This is a genomic window from Polaribacter sp. YIW18 (genome assembly GCF_057219325.1).
This window is the reverse complement of the sequence record NZ_JBXVVE010000002.1, coordinates 31,293-48,631: the sequence shown is the minus strand read 5'-3', so window position 1 is coordinate 48,631 and position 17,339 is coordinate 31,293. Positions and strand designations below refer to the sequence as shown.

The 17,339-nt window shown below is 29.8% G+C and carries 15 protein-coding genes; 8 read left to right on the top strand and 7 right to left on the bottom strand.

What is annotated here, in order from left to right:
* Nucleotides 1-6: 6 nt before the first annotated feature.
* A complete protein-coding gene (locus tag AC2D6T_RS02410) occupies nt 7-1,008 on the bottom strand; it encodes a glycoside hydrolase family 113 (protein WP_484680332.1) in 1,002 nt (333 codons plus the stop codon).
* Nucleotides 1,009-1,216: 208 nt separating this feature from the next.
* On the opposite strand from AC2D6T_RS02410, the gene AC2D6T_RS02405 reads away from it, so the two are divergent.
* The 7 genes from AC2D6T_RS02405 (at nt 1,217) to AC2D6T_RS02375 (ending at nt 9,706) form a co-directional block, all read left to right on the top strand.
* Complete coding sequence (locus tag AC2D6T_RS02405) at nt 1,217-2,566, top strand: NAD(P)/FAD-dependent oxidoreductase (RefSeq protein WP_484680515.1); 1,350 nt, start codon at nt 1,217-1,219, stop codon at nt 2,564-2,566.
* A gap of 3 nt (nt 2,567-2,569) precedes the next feature.
* A complete protein-coding gene (locus AC2D6T_RS02400; RefSeq protein ID WP_484680331.1) occupies nt 2,570-4,192 on the top strand; it encodes a 4Fe-4S binding protein in 1,623 nt (540 codons plus the stop codon).
* Nucleotides 4,193-4,204: 12 nt separating this feature from the next.
* Nucleotides 4,205-4,897 carry a glycosyltransferase family 2 protein gene (locus tag AC2D6T_RS02395; RefSeq protein WP_347186446.1) on the top strand — a complete coding sequence of 231 codons (693 nt, stop codon included), beginning with the start codon at nt 4,205-4,207 and terminating at the stop codon, nt 4,895-4,897.
* Nucleotides 4,897-6,387 carry a cellulose synthase family protein gene (locus AC2D6T_RS02390; RefSeq protein ID WP_484680330.1) on the top strand — a complete coding sequence of 497 codons (1,491 nt, stop codon included), beginning with the start codon at nt 4,897-4,899 and terminating at the stop codon, nt 6,385-6,387. Before AC2D6T_RS02395 ends, AC2D6T_RS02390 begins: the two co-directional genes overlap by 1 nt.
* Nucleotides 6,387-7,799 (top strand): MptA/MptB family glycosyltransferase, encoded by a 1,413-nt coding sequence (locus AC2D6T_RS02385; protein WP_484680329.1) that lies wholly within the window; start codon nt 6,387-6,389, stop codon nt 7,797-7,799. The genes AC2D6T_RS02390 and AC2D6T_RS02385 overlap by 1 nt, the downstream gene beginning before the upstream one ends.
* 65 nt (nt 7,800-7,864) lie before the next feature.
* A complete protein-coding gene (locus AC2D6T_RS02380) occupies nt 7,865-8,893 on the top strand; it encodes a LacI family DNA-binding transcriptional regulator (protein WP_484680328.1) in 1,029 nt (342 codons plus the stop codon).
* Between the two features lie 3 nt (nt 8,894-8,896).
* A complete protein-coding gene (locus AC2D6T_RS02375) occupies nt 8,897-9,706 on the top strand; it encodes an HAD family hydrolase (RefSeq protein ID WP_484680327.1) in 810 nt (269 codons plus the stop codon).
* 40 nt (nt 9,707-9,746) lie between these two features.
* On the opposite strand, the gene AC2D6T_RS02370 is transcribed toward AC2D6T_RS02375, so the two are convergent.
* The gene (locus AC2D6T_RS02370) at nt 9,747-10,538 is read right to left on the bottom strand and encodes a DUF2797 domain-containing protein (protein WP_484680326.1); all 792 of its coding nucleotides are present in this window, start codon (nt 10,536-10,538) and stop codon (nt 9,747-9,749) included.
* A gap of 82 nt (nt 10,539-10,620) precedes the next feature.
* On the opposite strand from AC2D6T_RS02370, the gene AC2D6T_RS02365 reads away from it, so the two are divergent.
* The gene (locus tag AC2D6T_RS02365; RefSeq protein WP_484680325.1) at nt 10,621-12,129 is read left to right on the top strand and encodes a GH3 auxin-responsive promoter family protein; all 1,509 of its coding nucleotides are present in this window, start codon (nt 10,621-10,623) and stop codon (nt 12,127-12,129) included.
* Between the two features lie 3 nt (nt 12,130-12,132).
* Here the strand turns inward: AC2D6T_RS02365 and AC2D6T_RS02360 are convergent, their stop codons facing one another.
* The 5 genes from AC2D6T_RS02360 to AC2D6T_RS02340 form a co-directional block, all read right to left on the bottom strand.
* Nucleotides 12,133-13,110: a polyprenyl synthetase family protein gene (locus AC2D6T_RS02360; protein WP_298948036.1), complete on the bottom strand. Its 978-nt coding sequence runs from the start codon at nt 13,108-13,110 to the stop codon at nt 12,133-12,135.
* Between the two features lie 32 nt (nt 13,111-13,142).
* On the bottom strand, nt 13,143-13,634 hold the full coding sequence (locus AC2D6T_RS02355) for a hypothetical protein (RefSeq protein ID WP_298948037.1): 492 nt from the start codon (nt 13,632-13,634) through the stop codon (nt 13,143-13,145).
* A 31-nt stretch (nt 13,635-13,665) separates the two neighbouring features.
* The gene (gene rlmN, locus AC2D6T_RS02350) at nt 13,666-14,703 is read right to left on the bottom strand and encodes a dual-specificity RNA methyltransferase RlmN (protein ID WP_298948038.1); all 1,038 of its coding nucleotides are present in this window, start codon (nt 14,701-14,703) and stop codon (nt 13,666-13,668) included.
* 203 nt (nt 14,704-14,906) lie between these two features.
* Complete coding sequence (gene queA / locus AC2D6T_RS02345; RefSeq protein ID WP_484680324.1) at nt 14,907-15,956, bottom strand: tRNA preQ1(34) S-adenosylmethionine ribosyltransferase-isomerase QueA; 1,050 nt, start codon at nt 15,954-15,956, stop codon at nt 14,907-14,909.
* A 73-nt stretch (nt 15,957-16,029) separates the two neighbouring features.
* Nucleotides 16,030-17,259 (bottom strand): 3-phosphoshikimate 1-carboxyvinyltransferase, encoded by a 1,230-nt coding sequence (locus AC2D6T_RS02340; protein ID WP_484680323.1) that lies wholly within the window; start codon nt 17,257-17,259, stop codon nt 16,030-16,032.
* Nucleotides 17,260-17,339 lie beyond the last annotated feature (80 nt).

Here is a 17,339-nt window from a genome sequence, read left to right as displayed (position 1 = left end):
TCATGTTTACTGTTGATACAGTTTTGTTAATAATTTTTCTGCAGGTTTATTTTGTGGTGTAAATCGGTTGTCTTTTTCACCCCCCACTCTTTCATGAGCATGAAACCATTTCCATACAAAACCACCTGCAAACCAGTCTTCTTTCCAAAATTGATTGTGTATTGCTTGCAAAGCATTTACTTGTGCTTTAAGATTGATAGCGCCTCTAACTCTATTTGCTTCCCAAGGTTTTTTACCATTAAAATGGATACTTCTATAACCAAATTCTGTAAACAATATAGGTTTTTTGATTTTTTTTTGCAAGGTGATAATTTCTTTTTTGTGTTCTTGCCAGCCTTCTTCAAAATCTTGAACAGTAGGTGTTTTGTTGTCTGATAACGGAAAATAGGCATCTATACCAATGTAATCTAGTTCGTTCCAAAAAGTGATCCTTTTAAATTCATCCCAATTAGCAGCATAGGTTAATTTACCTTTGTAAACAGCTCTAATTTGTTTGATTAATTTTTGCCAAAATTCTGGTCTGTTTTTTACAAATTGTTCTAACTCTGTACCTATACATAGAATTTCTGCTTTTAATTCTTTGGCAGCTTTTGCATAGGTTAAAATATAATCTTTATAGGAGTTTTCTAAAATTGTCCAGTTTTCTTCTGTAGTTGCTTTTAAATCACCTGTAAAACCACCTCTTCTTAACCACATGTGTGGTTTTACCATAAGTTTTACACCTTCTTTTTTAAATTCTTTGGCATATTGCAACAGTCCGTTTTTGGTTTCTCCAAACCATTCTCTGTTTGTATTAAACTCAACTTTAGGGTGTGCTATATTTCTTATAAAACTATAAGGCATCAAAGCAACATAATTGCTTTGTATTTTTAAAACAGGTGTGATATGTTTTTGACTAATAGAATCTCTAGAAGCTACAAAACTAACTCCGTTAATTTTTTTAGTTTGACTTTTACAAGAAAAACATAAAGCAGTTAGTACAATTAAAAAGATGTTTTTTATTTTCATAACATCTCTAAAAATACTTCTTTTTATTAAAACAAAGCTCTTAAACCAATGTTAAAACTTTGCCCTAAGTCAACTCAAATTCCTTTGATAAATGACATAAAAGTGTAAGAAAATTTATTTATAATGATTCTAAACTTAAAAAAAAACCGATTTCATTTTTAAGTTCTTAACTTTCGTTTCTACATAAGAGCAACAAGCAATCAAAATGATGGAACATATAGTAATAATTGGTAATGGTATTTCTGGCGTAACTACCGCTAGACATATTAGAAAAAATTCTAACAAGAAAATTACTATCATTTCTGGAGAAACAAAATACTTTTTTTCTAGAACAGCACTCATGTATATTTACATGGGACATATGAAATTTGAGCATACAAAACCTTATGAAAACTGGTTCTGGGAAAAAAATAATATAACACTAAAAAAAGGGGTTATTAACTCTGTAAATACTGCTAATAAATTACTTGCTTTTACCAATGGCGAAACAGTATCCTATGATAAATTAATAATTGCAACAGGTTCTAAACCCAATAAATTTGGTTGGCCTGGACAAGATTTAGAGGGTGTTATGGGCATGTATCATAAACAAGATTTAGAGAAATTAGAAAAATATGCCCCAAATAATAAAACTTGCAAAAGAGCTGTAATTGTAGGTGGTGGATTGATAGGAATTGAATTGGCAGAAATGTTACGCAGTAGAAACATACCAGTAACTTTTTTAGTGCGTGAAGATAGTTTTTGGAATGGGGTTTTACCTGCACAAGAATCAGCAATGATTAACAAACACATTAAAGAACATCATATAGATTTACGTTTAAGTAACAATTTAAAAGCAATTAAAGCTGATGAAAATGGACATGTAAAATCTGTTATTATTGAAGAAACTGGTGAAGAAATATTTTGTGATGTAGTAGGATTAACTGCAGGAGTAACACCCAATATCGATTTTTTAAAAAACAGTGATATTGAAACTAAAAAAGGTGTTTTAGTAAATCGGTTTTTAGAAACCAATATAAAAGATATTTATGCCATTGGCGATTGTGCAGAACAACAAAAAGCAATTGGACAGCGCAGAAATATAGAGGCTGTTTGGTATACAGGCCGTATGATGGGCGAAACTTTAGCACAAACAATTTGTGGAAACAAAACAGCATACAATCCTGGACATTGGTTTAATTCTGCTAAATTTTTAGATATCGAATACCAAACCTATGGTTGGGTATTTAGTGAGAAAAACAAAAAAGAAAATGAACTGTACTTTCAATGGAAACATCCCAAAGAATATAAATGTATCACCATTTCTTTTGATAAAGACACCCATCAATTTTTAGGAATAAATACCTTTGGCATACGAATGCGACACGAAATTTTTGATAAATGGTTAACCGAAAAAAGGGCTATAGAACATGTTTTAGAATACTTAGCAGATGCTAATTTTGACCCTGAATTTTACAAATTGTACGAACCTCAAATAGTTGCAAAATTTAATAAAGAAAATAACAAAAACATACAGCCAAAAAAGAAAAGCTGGAAAAGAATTTTTAGCAAAACATAAAATATGAAAGCAATTAAACATACTGGTTTTGTTCTTTTTTTAGTAGCCTTAACCATTTTTACAGGATCATTGTTTACAGGATCTTTTCAGTTATCTAAATCTGAATTAGATGCTTTTTTAAAGGAAAAAAATTACAAAAACACAGTTATTAGAAAGGCTTTAGAAGATGCTTTAATAACAGATAAAAAACTTACTATTTTTCAATTTTCTGCTAGAGTTAGAAAAGCGTTTGAAAAATCAAACAGCTATTATGACGCTTTAATTACTAAATATAATGCGGCAAAAAATTGGGACAAAAAAGGAGAACAATATCAATATAAAATATACGGAAAACCACACACACTCAGTTATACTTTAGCCAAAAAGGCCGGTAGGGGTTTTGTAAAAGAAAACGCTAGTTTAATATGGTTTTTAACTTTTGGCTTGGGTATGATTGGTGCTTTGTTATTTATGTTACCAAACTTAATCTTATTAGGAAAACCTGGCATTAAAAACAATCATATTTATCATAATTCTGCAACCAACAGAGGTTTTGTGGCGTGGTTAGTGCTTATTTATTTGGTGGCTTTTTACTTACTACTTTATTTTAAACCAGATTATGTAGTAAACTGGACGTACATTTTAGACCCAATTAGTAATTTTTTAAATGGTGGTGATGCCTCTCAATGGTTTGTCTATGGATTTTTGTACTGTACAATAATGGTAACCATGGGAGTTAGAATGTACATTAAATATCGCCATAATAAATATCAAATTATTAGAACTACCTCTGTACTTTTTTTTCAAATTGTATTTGCTTTTTTAATTCCAGAAATTATGACCAGTTTAAACATGCCTGGTTACGATTTTAAAAATGCATTTCCTTTAGATTACGATTTCTTTTTTGAATGGAATTTAGACACCTTAACCTCTAGTGGAAAAATTGGACTTTTTATATTGATTTGGGGTATTGTTTTAACCTTAATTATTGTACCAGTTATGGTCTATTTTTTCGGAAAAAGATGGTACTGTTCTTGGGTTTGTGGTTGTGGTGGTTTAGCAGAAACTTTGGGAGACCCTTACAGGCATCATTCAAACAAAAGCGTAAATGCATGGAAATTAGAGCGCTGGCTAATACATTCTGTTTTGGTGTTTTCTTTAGTAATGACTGTAGTAACATTGTATTGTTATTTTTCTGGAACAACCTCTTTTATCGGAATCAATTCTCAATGGATTAAAGATACCTATAGCTTTTTAATTGGAGCCTGGTTTGCAGGTGTAATTGGCACAGGGTTTTATCCCATTTTTGGAAACAGAGTTTGGTGTAGATTTGGTTGTCCGTTAGCTGCTTATTTAGGATTGGTACAACGCTTTAAATCTCGCTTTAGAATTACCACCAATGGTGGCCAATGTATTTCTTGCGGAAATTGTTCTACGTATTGCGAGCAAGGAATTGATGTTAGAGCCTATGCACAAAAGGGTGAAAATATTGTGCGTTCTAGTTGTGTGGGTTGTGGTATTTGTTCTGCAGTTTGCCCGAGAGGTGTTTTAAAATTAGAAAATGGTCCCGAAGAAGGAAGAATAAACCCAACAGAAATTTTGTTAGGTAATGATGTAGATTTAATGAATTTTGTGAATAAAAAATAATGTTTTAAGACAATGAAACCAATTGTTAATGTAATAATACCTGCTTTTAACGAGCAAGACTCTATAGGGAACGTAATTGCAGATCTTCCAAAATTTGTGGATGAAATTATAGTTGTAAATAACAAATCTACAGATAAAACCAAAGAAAACGCAACAAAAGCCGGAGCAACAGTTTTAACAGAAGAGAGAAAAGGCTATGGTTACGCCTGTTTAAAAGGGATGGATTACATCGCAAAAAAAGAGGTTAAACCTACGATTGTTGTTTTTTTAGATGGAGATTACTCTGATTATCCAGAACAATTGACAACTTTAATACAGCCCATTGTAGAAAACAATACAGATTTTGTAATTGGTGCACGCATTAAAAAATTACGTGAAAATGGTTCTATGACACCACAACAAATTTTTGGTAATTGGTTAGCTACTTTTTTAATGAAATTATTTTTTAATGCAAAATTTACAGATTTAGGTCCTTTTAGAGCTATTAAATATCAAAGATTATTAGATCTAAATATGCAAGATAAAACATATGGTTGGACAGTAGAAATGCAATTAAAAGCCTTAAAACAAAAATTGACCTATACAGAAATACCAATGAAATACAGAAATAGAATTGGAGTTTCTAAAGTTTCAGGAACTGTAAAAGGTTCTATATTTGCAGGAATTAAAATTTTAAGTTGGATTTTTAAATACAGTTTCAAATAATGGTTCTAGAGTACATTATCATCATCATTTATTCTCTCTCTTTACTGCTAATTTTTATGTATGCATTAGCACAATTAAACTTGCTTATTAACTACTTAAAAGCAAGAAAAAAAGTAGATACTTCTGTAAAATTTGATTTATCCAATCCAAAAGAAATTCCTTTTGTAACCATACAGCTACCTGTTTATAACGAGTTGTATGTAATGAAACGTTTGTTAAAAAATATTGCAAAATTAGAATATCCTAAGGGTAAATTAGAAATACAAGTTTTAGACGATTCTACAGACGAATCTATAGAAACCACAGCAAAACACATTAAAAAGATACAAGAAAAAGGCATTGATATACAACATATTAGAAGAACCAATAGAAAAGGTTTTAAAGCAGGCGCTTTAAAAGAAGGTTTAAAAACTGCAAAAGGAGAATTTATAGCCATTTTTGACGCCGATTTTCTTCCAAAAAAAGATTGGTTGCTACAAACCATTCCTTACTTTAAAGACGATAAAATTGGTGTGGTTCAAACACGCTGGGGACATATCAACAGAAATTATTCTACCTTAACAAAAATTCAAGCTTTTGCTTTAGACGCTCATTTTACATTAGAGCAAGTTGGAAGAAATAGCCAAGGCCATTTTATAAATTTTAATGGAACTGCTGGTGTTTGGCGTAAAAAATGTATTTACGATGCCGGTAATTGGGAAGGAGATACATTAACAGAAGACCTTGATTTAAGTTATAGAGCCCAATTAAAAAAATGGAAATTTAAGTATTTAGAAAATGTAGAAACTCCTGCAGAATTGCCTGTAATAATAAGCGCAGCAAGATCACAACAATTTAGGTGGAACAAAGGTGGTGCAGAAAATTTTCAAAAAATGATGAAACGTGTTGTCAAAAGCAAAAATGTTTCAGTTAAAACTAAAATACATAGTTTATTACACTTGCTAAATAGTTCTATGTTTACTTTTATTTTTTTAGTAGCAGTACTAAGCATCCCTATGTTATATATTAAAAATGAATATGCGCACTTAAAAATGTATTTTTATGTTATGAGCTTTTTTGTCATTAGCTCTTTAATATTTTTTATTTGCTATTGGGTTATGTACAAAAGCATTTATGGTGGTGGTATTAAAAACTTCTTTAAATATATTGGTGCATTTTTTACCTTTTTTTCAATTGCAATGGGCTTTTCTTTACACAATAGTATTGCCGTTTTAGAAGGGCATTTTGGTAAAAAAAGTGAGTTTGTTAGAACACCAAAATTTAATATTAAAACCGTAAAAGACGGCTGGAAAAACAACAAATACATTAAAAAGAAACCCTCTGTACATGTGATTTTAGAAGGTATTTTAGCATTGTATTTTGTATTTGGTATGTATAGCGCTTTTATAGTGGGCACACAAGGTGGAGATTTTGGTTTATTCCCTTTCCATTTTATGTTATTTATTGGCTTTGGTTATGTTTTTTTAAAATCGATTTTTTCTAAAGCATAATGACTATTCTAAAACAAAATAGCCAATATTTAGCCATTTTTTTCAGTATTATTACCTATTTTTTTTTCGCCTATTTCTTAGAAAGAACTCAGTTTTACACCTTTTCTTTTCTTTGGCTTTTTTTATTTGGATGTTTTTATGCAATCATAAAAAACAAGCACATTTCTTTTAAGAATTTAGTGGGAATTAGCATTTTATTTCGATTGATATTTTTATTTGCAATACCCCGTTTATCACAAGATTTTTATCGTTTTATTTGGGATGGTCGCATGATTTTAGAAGGTTTCAATCCTTATTTATCTTTACCAGAAACATTTATACAACAAAGCTTAACACCTATTGCAGATACTAATGAATTGTATGCAGGAATGGGGGAGTTAAATGGAAGTCATTATACCAATTACCCGCCTTTAAACCAGCTGTGTTTTTTTATTGCTGCACTTTTTGCTAGTAAAAATATTTTTGGTTTTGTAATTATTTTAAGAATCTTTATTATTTTAGCAGATATTGGTATTTTATATTTTGGAAAAAAATTATTAGAAAATTTAAAATTGCCTGTTAAAAACATCTTTTGGTATATTTTAAATCCTTTTGTTATTTTAGAAATGACAGGTAATTTGCACTTTGAATCTGTAATGCTGTTTTTCTTAGTTTTTGCATTGTATAAATTGTATCAAAGAAAATGGATTTTTGCAGCCTTATTGTTGGCCTGCTCTATTTCTGTAAAGTTAATTCCCTTATTATTTTTACCTTTATTTTTTAAGTGGTTTACAAAATATTTTCCCGCCTATGGAGATCATAGTACTCTGTCTGTTCGAGCGCAATCGAGAACTAAAAAACAGCTTATTAATTTTAAAGGCGTTTTAAAAATAGCGGGGTTTTATATTATTATTATAAGTACAACCATCATTTTATTTTTACCTTTTTATTCTATAGAATTATTTAGAAACTATACAAACTCTGTAGGTTTGTGGTTTAGAAGCTTTGAGTTTAATGCTAGTTTTTACTATTTATTTAGAGAAATTGGTTACCTCTTTAGAGGATATAATGAAATTGCCATTATTGGAAAAATAACGCCTATATTAAATATTTTGTTTTTAATTATTTTAACATTCTTTAGAAAAAACAATTCCTTTAAACAACTCATTACAACTTTATTATTCGGGTTGTGTTTTTATTATTTTACAGCTACAACCTTACATCCTTGGTACTTGGCAACACCTTTAATTTTGTCTGTTTTTACTAAATATAAATTTCCAGTTGTTTGGACATTAGTTATCTTTTTAAGCTATCAAGCCTATGCAAATGAGCCTTGGCAAGAAAATTTATGGTTTGTATTTGCAGAATATTTACTCCTGTTTTCTTTTTTATGTTTCGAAATTTATCAATCTTACAATTTAAAGAAATTGTAAATAAATTTACTTAACTCCCTTTTTTAAGCACTTTTTTGTATTTTAGTACTTATTTTTAATATTTTATGAAAAGACTTACTATAAAAGACATAGCTAAAGAATTTAATGTTTCTATTTCTACAGTATCTAAAGCGCTAAATGATAGTTATGAGATAAGTGTAAGTACCAAAGAAAAAATACAGAAATTTGCAAAAGAGAACAATTACAAGCCAAATTTTAATGCACTTAGCTTAAAAAACAGGCAAACAAAAACCATTGGTATTATCATACCAAACATGTTAAATTACTTTTTTGCGCAAGTTTTTAATGGGATAGAAAAAGTTGCCAACGAAAAAGGTTATAAAATAATTTCTTGTATTTCTAACGAATCTCATACCAAAGAAGTAGAAACTATGGAGATGCTTTCTAACGGAAGTATAGATGGCTTTATACTTTCTATGGCAGAAGAAACCGTTTTAAATAACAACTTTAAACATTTTGATGAAATATTACAAAACGGTACACCTATAGTAATGTTTGATAGAGTAGCAGAATCTATAAATTGCGATAAAGTAATTACAGATGATTTTAAAGGCGCTTCTAAAACCGTAAAATATTTAGCAAAATCTGGCAGTAAAAATATTGCTTTTATATCTACCATTAGTAATTTAAAAGTGGGTAAAAAAAGACACCAAGGCTATTTAAAAGGTTTAGAAAAAGCAGGCTTACCAATAAATAATAACTTAATAATTAACATATTAGAAGAAGATTACAAAAAATACGAAAGTATTTTAACACCTATTTTTAATGATAATGAAATAGATGCTGTAATAACTACAGACGAATCTTCTGCAATTGCAGCTATGAAGGTAGCACAGAAAAAAGGTCATAAAGTACCAGAAAACTTTGCTGTAGTTTCCTTTTCAAATGGTATTTTAGCAAGACATTCTAGTCCTAAATTAACAACAGTAAGCCAGCATGGAGAGCAAATGGGCGAAACTGCTGCAGAACTATTAATAAATAGATTAGAAGACAAATCCGAAGAAGAACCAGAACACAAAACTATAATTATTAAAACAGATTTGGTAGAACGTAACTCTACGAAAAAGTCTTAATTAATGAACCTAAAAAACGTACAATTGGTAGTTTCTGATATGGATGGAACACTACTAAATTCTAAAGGTGAAGTTAGCAATCAGTTTTTTAATCTTTTTAAAAAATTACAACAACAAAATATACATTTTTGTGCAGCTAGCGGTAGACAATACAATAGTATTGTAGATAAATTAGCCTCTATAAAAGATGATATTTATGTGATTGCAGAAAATGGTGGTATTGCCAAGAAAGGAACCCAAACATTACTTTCTAACTTTTTAAATAAGGATAAAATAGTAAATATTATTCCTATTTTAAGAAATATTAAAGACACAAACATTGTGCTTTGTTCAGAAAAAAAAGCTTTTATAGAAAGTAAAGACACCAAGTTTATCACTCTTTTTCAAGAGTATTATCATAGCTATACAATTGTAGATGATTTGATGGAAGTAGCAAAAAATACAGCTATTTTAAAAATTGCTATGTACCATTTTTCATCTTCAGAAGAATACATTTATCCTAAAATTAAACATTTAAAAAACGAATACTTAATAAAAGTTTCTGGGCAAAATTGGTTAGATATTTCTGATGATAAAGCCAACAAAGGAAATGCTTTAAGAGAGGTTCAGAAAATATTAAATGTTACCAAAGAGCAAACCCTTGTTTTTGGAGATTATCATAATGATATAGAAATGTTACAAGAAGCCAATTTTTCTTTTGCCATGAAAAATGCGCATAAAGACATTACAAAAATTGCAAATTATAGCACAGCTAGTAATAACGATTTGGGTGTAGAAAAAATTTTAGAAAAGTTAATTGAATGTAGCCGTTAATTACTGTTTTTTTTTCTATTCTTATTATCAAATAAAAAAGTTACACCTCTATTGCAACCACCAACCCTTCATTACTCCTCACATTAAAAACAGTTTCATCTTCAAAAATTAAATACTGACCTTTTATACCCATTAATGTACCCTTATAAGAAGGTGTTTTTTCTAAATTTAAACTTTTAGGTTTTAGTGGATATTTTTTTACAGGAAAATTTAAGTTCGTTTCAGAATTGTTATTTATATAATATTCTTTAGCTTCTTCTGGTATATATTGGGCTAACTTATTACGCCATTCTACCAAATTTTCGTCTTCAATATCATTTTTTAACATTTTGCGCCAGTTGGTTTTATCTGCTACATATTCTTTTAGAGCAACTTCTGTAATTCCTGCTAAATATCTATTGGGCACTTCTACAATTTCGATGGCTTCGTGTGCACCTTGATCTATCCACCTTGTAGGTACTTGTGTTTTTCTTGTTACCCCTACTTTTACATTACTAGAATTAGCTAAATACACAATATGTGGTTGTAATTGCACTGATTTTTCATATGCCAAATCTCTATCTTCTTGGTCTAAATGAGCTGTACTTAATTCGGGTCTCATAATCCAATCTCCAGCAGAAGGAATATCAAAAAAACAAGACTTACAAAAACCTTGTCTGTAGATTTTTTTTTCTAAATGACAGTTTAAACACTCATACCCCACAAATTTTAGGGTAATATTTTTATCTATTAACTGATTCATATTTAAAAAATCAGTTTTCATGTCTAAATAGTACTGAATTTCAGCCGCATTTTCAGTCATCATTTTTTTTAAAACTCCTTGGTAAATCATCTCACAAATTTTAGTATTTTTAAGTTTCAGTTTTAAATGTTGTATAGCTCTAAATCGAAACTAAACAAACTTACGAATTTCTATGGCTTTTCAGATTATCAATTCTATAATTTCTTGGTTTTTAAAGAAACGAAAACATCAAATTGAATTGTTTTTAAAATATCCTGAAGAAGTACAAAATGAATTGCTTTTAAAATTATTAAACAAAGCTAAAAACACAAAACTTGGTAAGGAAAAGGAATTTGCATCAATAAAAAATTATAAAGATTTTACTGCAAAAGTACCGATACAAAAATATGAAACGTTTGAACCGTTGATAGAACGTTGCAGAAAAGGAGAACAAAATATTTTTTGGCCATCAGACATTAAATGGTTTGCAAAATCTAGTGGCACTACCAACGCAAAAAGTAAATTTATACCTGTTTCTGATGATGCACTTGAGTATTGCCACATGAAAGCTGGTAAAGATATGTTGTGTTGGTACATTAACAACAATCCGAAAACGCAACTATTTACAGGTAAAGGTTTGCGTTTAGGTGGAAGCTCAGAAGTATATCAAGACAATGGTTCTTACTTTGGAGATTTATCTGCCATTATTATAGAAAACATGCCTTTTTGGGCAGATTTTAGCTCTGCCCCAAGTCAAGAAGTTGCTTTAATGAGCAATTGGGAAACCAAAATGGATGCCATTATTGATGAAACCATCAACGAAAATATTACCAGTTTAGCAGGTGTACCAAGTTGGATGTTGGTTTTGTTAAATAGAGTTTTAGAAAGAACTGGAAAAGATAATATTTTAGAGGTTTGGCCTAATTTAGAGGTCTATTTTCATGGTGGGGTTAACTTTAACCCTTACAGAGAACAATACAAAAAAATGATTCCTAAAAAGGAGTTTAAGTATTACGAAATTTACAATGCCTCTGAAGGTTTTTTTGCAATTCAAGATAGAAACCATTCTAAAGAATTACTATTAATGTTAGATTATGGTATTTTTTATGAATTTATTCCTATGAGCGATTATAATGGAGAAAACTCTAAAACCATTCCTCTTTCTGAGGTAAAAAAAGACATCGATTATGCTTTGATAATTACTACAAATGGTGGTTTGTGGCGTTATTTAATTGGTGATACCATTCGTTTTACTTCTTTAGATCCTTATCGAATAAAAATTACAGGACGTACCAAACATTATATTAATGTTTTTGGTGAAGAATTAAACATAGAAAATGTAGAAGATGCCTTAAAAATGGCTTGCGAAAAAACATCTGCAACGATTTCTGATTATACAGTGGGACCTATTTTTATGAGTGGCAAAGAAAAAGGTAGCCATGAATGGATTATAGAATTTAACAATAAACCAGATTCTATGGGCTATTTTACAGAAGTTCTAGACAATGCCTTAAAATCTATAAATTCTGATTATGAAGCAAAACGTTATTTAAATATAACTTTAATGCCACCAAAAGTACACCAAGCAAAACAGGGTTTATTTTACAGTTGGTTAAAGAAAAAGAACAAATTAGGTGGCCAACACAAAGTACCTCGTTTATCTAATACCAGAGATTTTTTAGAAGAACTTTTAGAGTTGTAAACTTTATATTTTTCTCTCTACAACATAATCTATCATAGTAACTAAAGATTTTTTGTAGTCGGTTTCTGGAAAGTCATTTAAAATTGCCAATGCTTTTTTTCTATAATCATACATTTGCGCAACTGTGTATTCTATACCTCCATTTTCTTTTACAAAAGCAATTACTTCTTTAACCCTTTCTTTGTTTTTGTTGTGCTTTTTTATAGAATTGATTAACCAAGCTTTTTCCTTTTTAGAACAGGTATTTAACGAGTGTATCAGTGGCAAGGTCATTTTTTGCTCTTTAATATCTATCCCTGTTGGTTTTCCTATTTTGGCATCAGAGTAGTCAAACAAATCGTCTTTTATTTGAAAAGCAATCCCAATATATTCGCCAAACTTTCTCATTTGCTGAATGGTATCTTGATTTGCACCTACAGATGCGGCACCAATACCACAACAAGCTGCAATTAAAGTAGCTGTTTTTTTTCTAATAATATCAAAATAAATAGCTTCTGTGATGTCTAATTTTCTAGCTTTTTCAATTTGAAGCAATTCCCCTTCACTCATTTCTCTAACAGCGATAGAAATTAGTTTTAAAAGGTCAAAATCTTCATTATCTATAGACAACAATAATCCTTTTGAAAGCATAAAATCTCCTACTAAAACTGCAATTTTGTTTTTCCAAAGTGCATTTATAGAGAAAAAATCTCTTCTTCTATTACTATCATCAACAACATCATCGTGCACTAAAGTGGCTGTATGTATTAATTCTACAACAGAAGCGCCTCTATAAGTACGTTCATCAAAACCACCATTAGAAACCATTTTTGCCACTAAAAAAACAAACATCGGCCGCATTTGTTTTCCTTTTCTACGAACAATATAATAGGTAATCCTATTTAAAAGCGGTACTTTAGAAAGCATAGAATCTTTGAACTTTTTCTCAAAGAGTTCCATTTCGTTTTTAATGGGAAGTTTTATGAATTCTATGGGTTTCATTTATTCTAAATCTAGTTAATTTTTAAAATATTCTAAAGTATATATCTAACACCAAAAACTAAAACAACTGGAGAAATATTTATCTGCAAACTAAATCTTTTAGAAGTCTTATAATCTAGTATAAAACCTCCAGATAAATTTATAGGACCAGAATATAAAAATGTATTTCTAAAAGGAATACCACTTACATTTTGCAGTTTTCCATCGTAACCATACATAAGTCCTAAACCATATATAAAAGATAATTTTTTAAACAATGGTATTTCTCTTTTATACAAGGCTAAAATTGTTAAATCTTCGTAAGAGTTTTTAAAAGCAGCGATTTCAAAACTTTTATAATTATAACCAACATAGTAGGTATCAACAATGCTTCCATCTTTTGTATGAACACCAATTGGAAGAAATTTTATTGAAGTCTCTAACTCTTTACCTTTTAATAGTTGCCAAAAAGATTTTTTTTCTTCTTGAGATTTTACACTTAAAGTAATAAAAAGTAAAATAGTGGTAATAATTAATCTTTTCATAATTTTATTTTTCCTTCAAAAATATAAAAGTTTAGCTTTTATTTGCCAATTGTCCACATGCTGCATCTATATCTTTACCTCTAGAGCGTCTTACATTTACGGTAATATCATGCATTTCTAAATTAGAAATGTAATTATTTAACGCTGCATTACTTGCTTGTTGAAATTGCCCATCATCTATTGGGTTGTACTCTATTAAATTTACTTTACAGGGTACATATTTACAAAAATCTACTAAAGCTTTAATATCTTCTTTTCCATCATTAATATCTTGCCAAACAACATATTCGTAAGTAATGGCTCTTTTGGTTTTTTCATACCAATATTCTAAAGATTCGCGTAAATCTTGTAAAGGAAAATTAGTATTAAATGGCATTATAGATGTTCTAACTTCATCAATTGCAGAGTGTAAGGAAACAGCTAAATTAAATTTCACTTCTTCATCGGCCATTTTTTTTATCATTTTTGGCACACCAGAAGTAGATACTGTTATTCTTTTTGATGACATTCCTAAACCTTCAGGAGAAGTTATCATTTCTATAGATTTTAAGACATTTTTATAGTTCATTAAGGGCTCTCCCATTCCCATAAAAACAATATTAGTAAGTTTATGGTTATGATACAACCTGCTTTGTTTGTCTATAACTACAACTTGATCGTAAATTTCATCTGGATTTAAATTACGCATTCTTTTTAAACGTGCTGTTGCACAAAACTTACAATCTAAACTGCACCCTACTTGACTAGAAACACAAGCAGTAGTTCTTTTTTCTGTAGGAATTAGCACAGACTCCACAACCAAACCATCGTGTAATTTTATACCATTTTTGATAGTCCCATCTTTACTTTTTTGCATAGAATCTACCTTAATATGGTTGATTACAAAATTAGCTTCTAACATTTCTCTGGTTTCTTTAGAAATGTTGGTCATGTCTTTAAAAGTGTGCAAAGATTTACTCCAAAGCCATTCATAAACTTGGTTTCCACGAAAAGCTTTGTCTCCATTTTCTACAAAAAAAGTTCTTAGCTGTTCTTTTGTAAGTGCCCTTATGTCTCTCTTATTCGTCAAGTTGTATTATTTGGTTCTAATAAAATTACGTTTGCAAAAATACATATATATTTTTGATGTTTTTAGAGATACAGCATAAGTGTGTAAACATTAACATTATCTCAAAATTTTTCATTTTAAAACTAAAATGATTCATGAAAATCCATAAAAAAACTGACAATTTTTCAATTGTCAGTTTTTTAAATATTTCTAAATCTTGCTGATTAAATAATTAACATTGCATCTCCATAGGTAGAAAACCTATAGCCTTCTTTTACAGCTACTTTGTAAGCTTCCATTAAAAAGTCGTAACCAGCAAATGCTGCGGCTTGCATCATTAAGGTAGACTTTGGTGCATGAAAATTGGTAATCATACTATTAGCAATACTAAAATCGTAAGGAGGAAAAATAAATTTATTGGTCCAGCCTTCAAAAGCATTTAATTGCTGATTAGACGACACCGAAGACTCTACAGTTCTCATCACAGTAGTACCTACAGCGCAAATTCTTCTTTTTTCTGCTTTTGCTTCGTTAATTCTTTTTGCAGCAATTTCTGGAATGATAATTTGTTCAGAATCCATTTTGTGTTTAGACAAATCTTCTACTTCTACAGGACTAAAAGTACCTAAACCAACGTGTAAAGTCATTTCTGCAAAATCTACGCCTTTAATTTCTAAGCGCTTTAATAAGTGTTTAGAAAAGTGTAAACCTGCTGTTGGTGCAGCAACTGCGCCTTGGTGTTTTGCAAAAATTGTTTGATAACGTTCTGCATCAGAAGGTTCTACATCTCTGTCTATTTCTTTTGGTAAAGGTGTTTCGCCTAATTCTAATAATTTTGCTCTAAATTCTTCGTAAGAACCATCGAATAAGAAACGTAAAGTTCGTCCTCTAGAGGTTGTATTATCTATAACTTCTGCAACTAAACTATCATCTTCTCCAAAAAACAACTTGTTACCAATTCTAATTTTTCTTGCCGGATCTACTAAAACATCCCACAACCTGTTTTCTGCATTTAATTCTCTTAATAAGAAAACTTCTATTCTTGCACCTGTTTTTTCTTTGTTTCCAAACATTCTAGCAGGAAAAACTTTGGTATTGTTTAACATCATTACATCACCTTCATCAAAGTAATTAATAACCTCTTTAAACAATTTGTGCTCTATAGTACCCTCTTTTTTGTTTAACACCATTAAACGAGATTCATCTCTATGTTCTGCAGGGTATTTTGCTAATAATTCTTGTGGTAACTCGAATTCGAAGTTTGATAATTTCATAAATATATTTTATTATAAAAGCTGCAAAGATACGATATCGAAATAGGCGTTGTCAAGTGTTTGCCTGTTTAATTTACAGTTTATCTATTTTAATACCAATTTGTTGCATATTTTCCCAAAAATTTTGAAACGATTTTGTAACCACTTCTGCATTTAAAATTTTGATAGGAACTTTTAAAGCCAAAGGTGCAAAAGCCATAGCCATTCTATGATCATTATACGTTTTTACACCAATATTTGTAATAATTTCTGATGATTTTTCTAAATATAAACTCTTATCTGTTACAGAAATACGAGCGCCTAATTTTGTTAATTCTGCTTTTAAAGCCTCTAACCTATCTGTTTCTTTAATTTTTAAGGTATGTAAGCCTGTTAAACTACAAGAAATGCCCTCAGAAAAACAGGTTACTGCAATGGTTTGAGCAATGTCTGGTGCATTTTTTAAATCGATTTCTAGGGTGTCTTTTAGGGTTTCTTTTTCTTTTTTTAGGATAATAAAATTATCACCAAAAGAAGTTGTTACACCAAAATGTTGGTAAATTTCTACCAAACAAGAATCGCCTTGTAAGCTTTGTTGTTTATAAGCTGATAGTTGAATGGAAGAACCGAGTTCTGCAGAAGCAATAATCGAATAAAAATAACTTGCAGAAGACCAATCTGACTCTACAACTACGGTTTGTTTTTTTATGGATGTTTTTGGTGATACTTTAATAACATTTCCACTAAAAGTAGCATCAATATTTAGTTGATGTAACAAACTTATGGTCATGTTTATGTATGGTATAGAAGTAATATCACCCAACAACTCTATTGTTAAACCATTTTCTAATTTTGAAGCAATTAATAGTAAAGATGAAATATATTGGCTACTTACATTTCCGTTAATCTGAACCTTATTTTTAGTAATTTTTGTTCCTTTAACTCTAATAGGTGGATAGCCAATTTTGGCTTCGTAAGAAATTTCTACACCCAAATCTTTTAAAGCATTTACTAAAATTTCTATAGGTCTGTTTTGCATTCTTTCAGAACCCGTTAAAACCACTTCTCTACCTTCTTTTACAGCAAAATATGAAGTTAAAAAACGCATTGCTGTACCTGCATGACCAATATCTACTATTTCTTTATTTGTAGAAAGTGCATGTTGCATGTGTACAGAATCGTCTGAATCTGATAAATTTTTAATTGAAATTTCTGGAAATAAGTTTTGTAAAATCAGTAATCTATTCGATTCACTTTTAGAACCAGAAATAATTATTTCTTCCTTTATTTTTTTATCCTTTAAAACATTTAACAATATGTCCATCCTAAAAACTGATTTTAATTCTTATTTTAAATTTTAATACAACAACTTACCATGATGAAAAACTACTTTTTATGGCATTT

Bases quoted from the DNA above. Each gene is read 5' to 3' on its own strand.
- AC2D6T_RS02410 (WP_484680332.1), bottom strand. From the start codon at position 1,008: ATGAAAATAAAAAACATCTTTTTAATTGTACTAACTGCTTTATGTTTT.
- AC2D6T_RS02405 (WP_484680515.1), top strand. From the start codon at position 1,217: ATGGAACATATAGTAATAATTGGTAATGGTATTTCTGGCGTAACTACC.
- AC2D6T_RS02400 (WP_484680331.1), top strand. From the start codon at position 2,570: ATGAAAGCAATTAAACATACTGGTTTTGTTCTTTTTTTAGTAGCCTTA.
- AC2D6T_RS02395 (WP_347186446.1), top strand. From the start codon at position 4,205: ATGAAACCAATTGTTAATGTAATAATACCTGCTTTTAACGAGCAAGAC.
- AC2D6T_RS02390 (WP_484680330.1), top strand. From the start codon at position 4,897: ATGGTTCTAGAGTACATTATCATCATCATTTATTCTCTCTCTTTACTG.
- AC2D6T_RS02385 (WP_484680329.1), top strand. From the start codon at position 6,387: ATGACTATTCTAAAACAAAATAGCCAATATTTAGCCATTTTTTTCAGT.
- AC2D6T_RS02380 (WP_484680328.1), top strand. From the start codon at position 7,865: ATGAAAAGACTTACTATAAAAGACATAGCTAAAGAATTTAATGTTTCT.
- AC2D6T_RS02375 (WP_484680327.1), top strand. From the start codon at position 8,897: ATGAACCTAAAAAACGTACAATTGGTAGTTTCTGATATGGATGGAACA.
- AC2D6T_RS02370 (WP_484680326.1), bottom strand. From the start codon at position 10,538: ATGATTTACCAAGGAGTTTTAAAAAAAATGATGACTGAAAATGCGGCT.
- AC2D6T_RS02365 (WP_484680325.1), top strand. From the start codon at position 10,621: ATGGCTTTTCAGATTATCAATTCTATAATTTCTTGGTTTTTAAAGAAA.
- AC2D6T_RS02360 (WP_298948036.1), bottom strand. From the start codon at position 13,110: ATGAAACCCATAGAATTCATAAAACTTCCCATTAAAAACGAAATGGAA.
- AC2D6T_RS02355 (WP_298948037.1), bottom strand. From the start codon at position 13,634: ATGAAAAGATTAATTATTACCACTATTTTACTTTTTATTACTTTAAGT.
- queA (WP_484680324.1), bottom strand. From the start codon at position 15,956: ATGAAATTATCAAACTTCGAATTCGAGTTACCACAAGAATTATTAGCA.
- AC2D6T_RS02340 (WP_484680323.1), bottom strand. From the start codon at position 17,259: ATGGACATATTGTTAAATGTTTTAAAGGATAAAAAAATAAAGGAAGAA.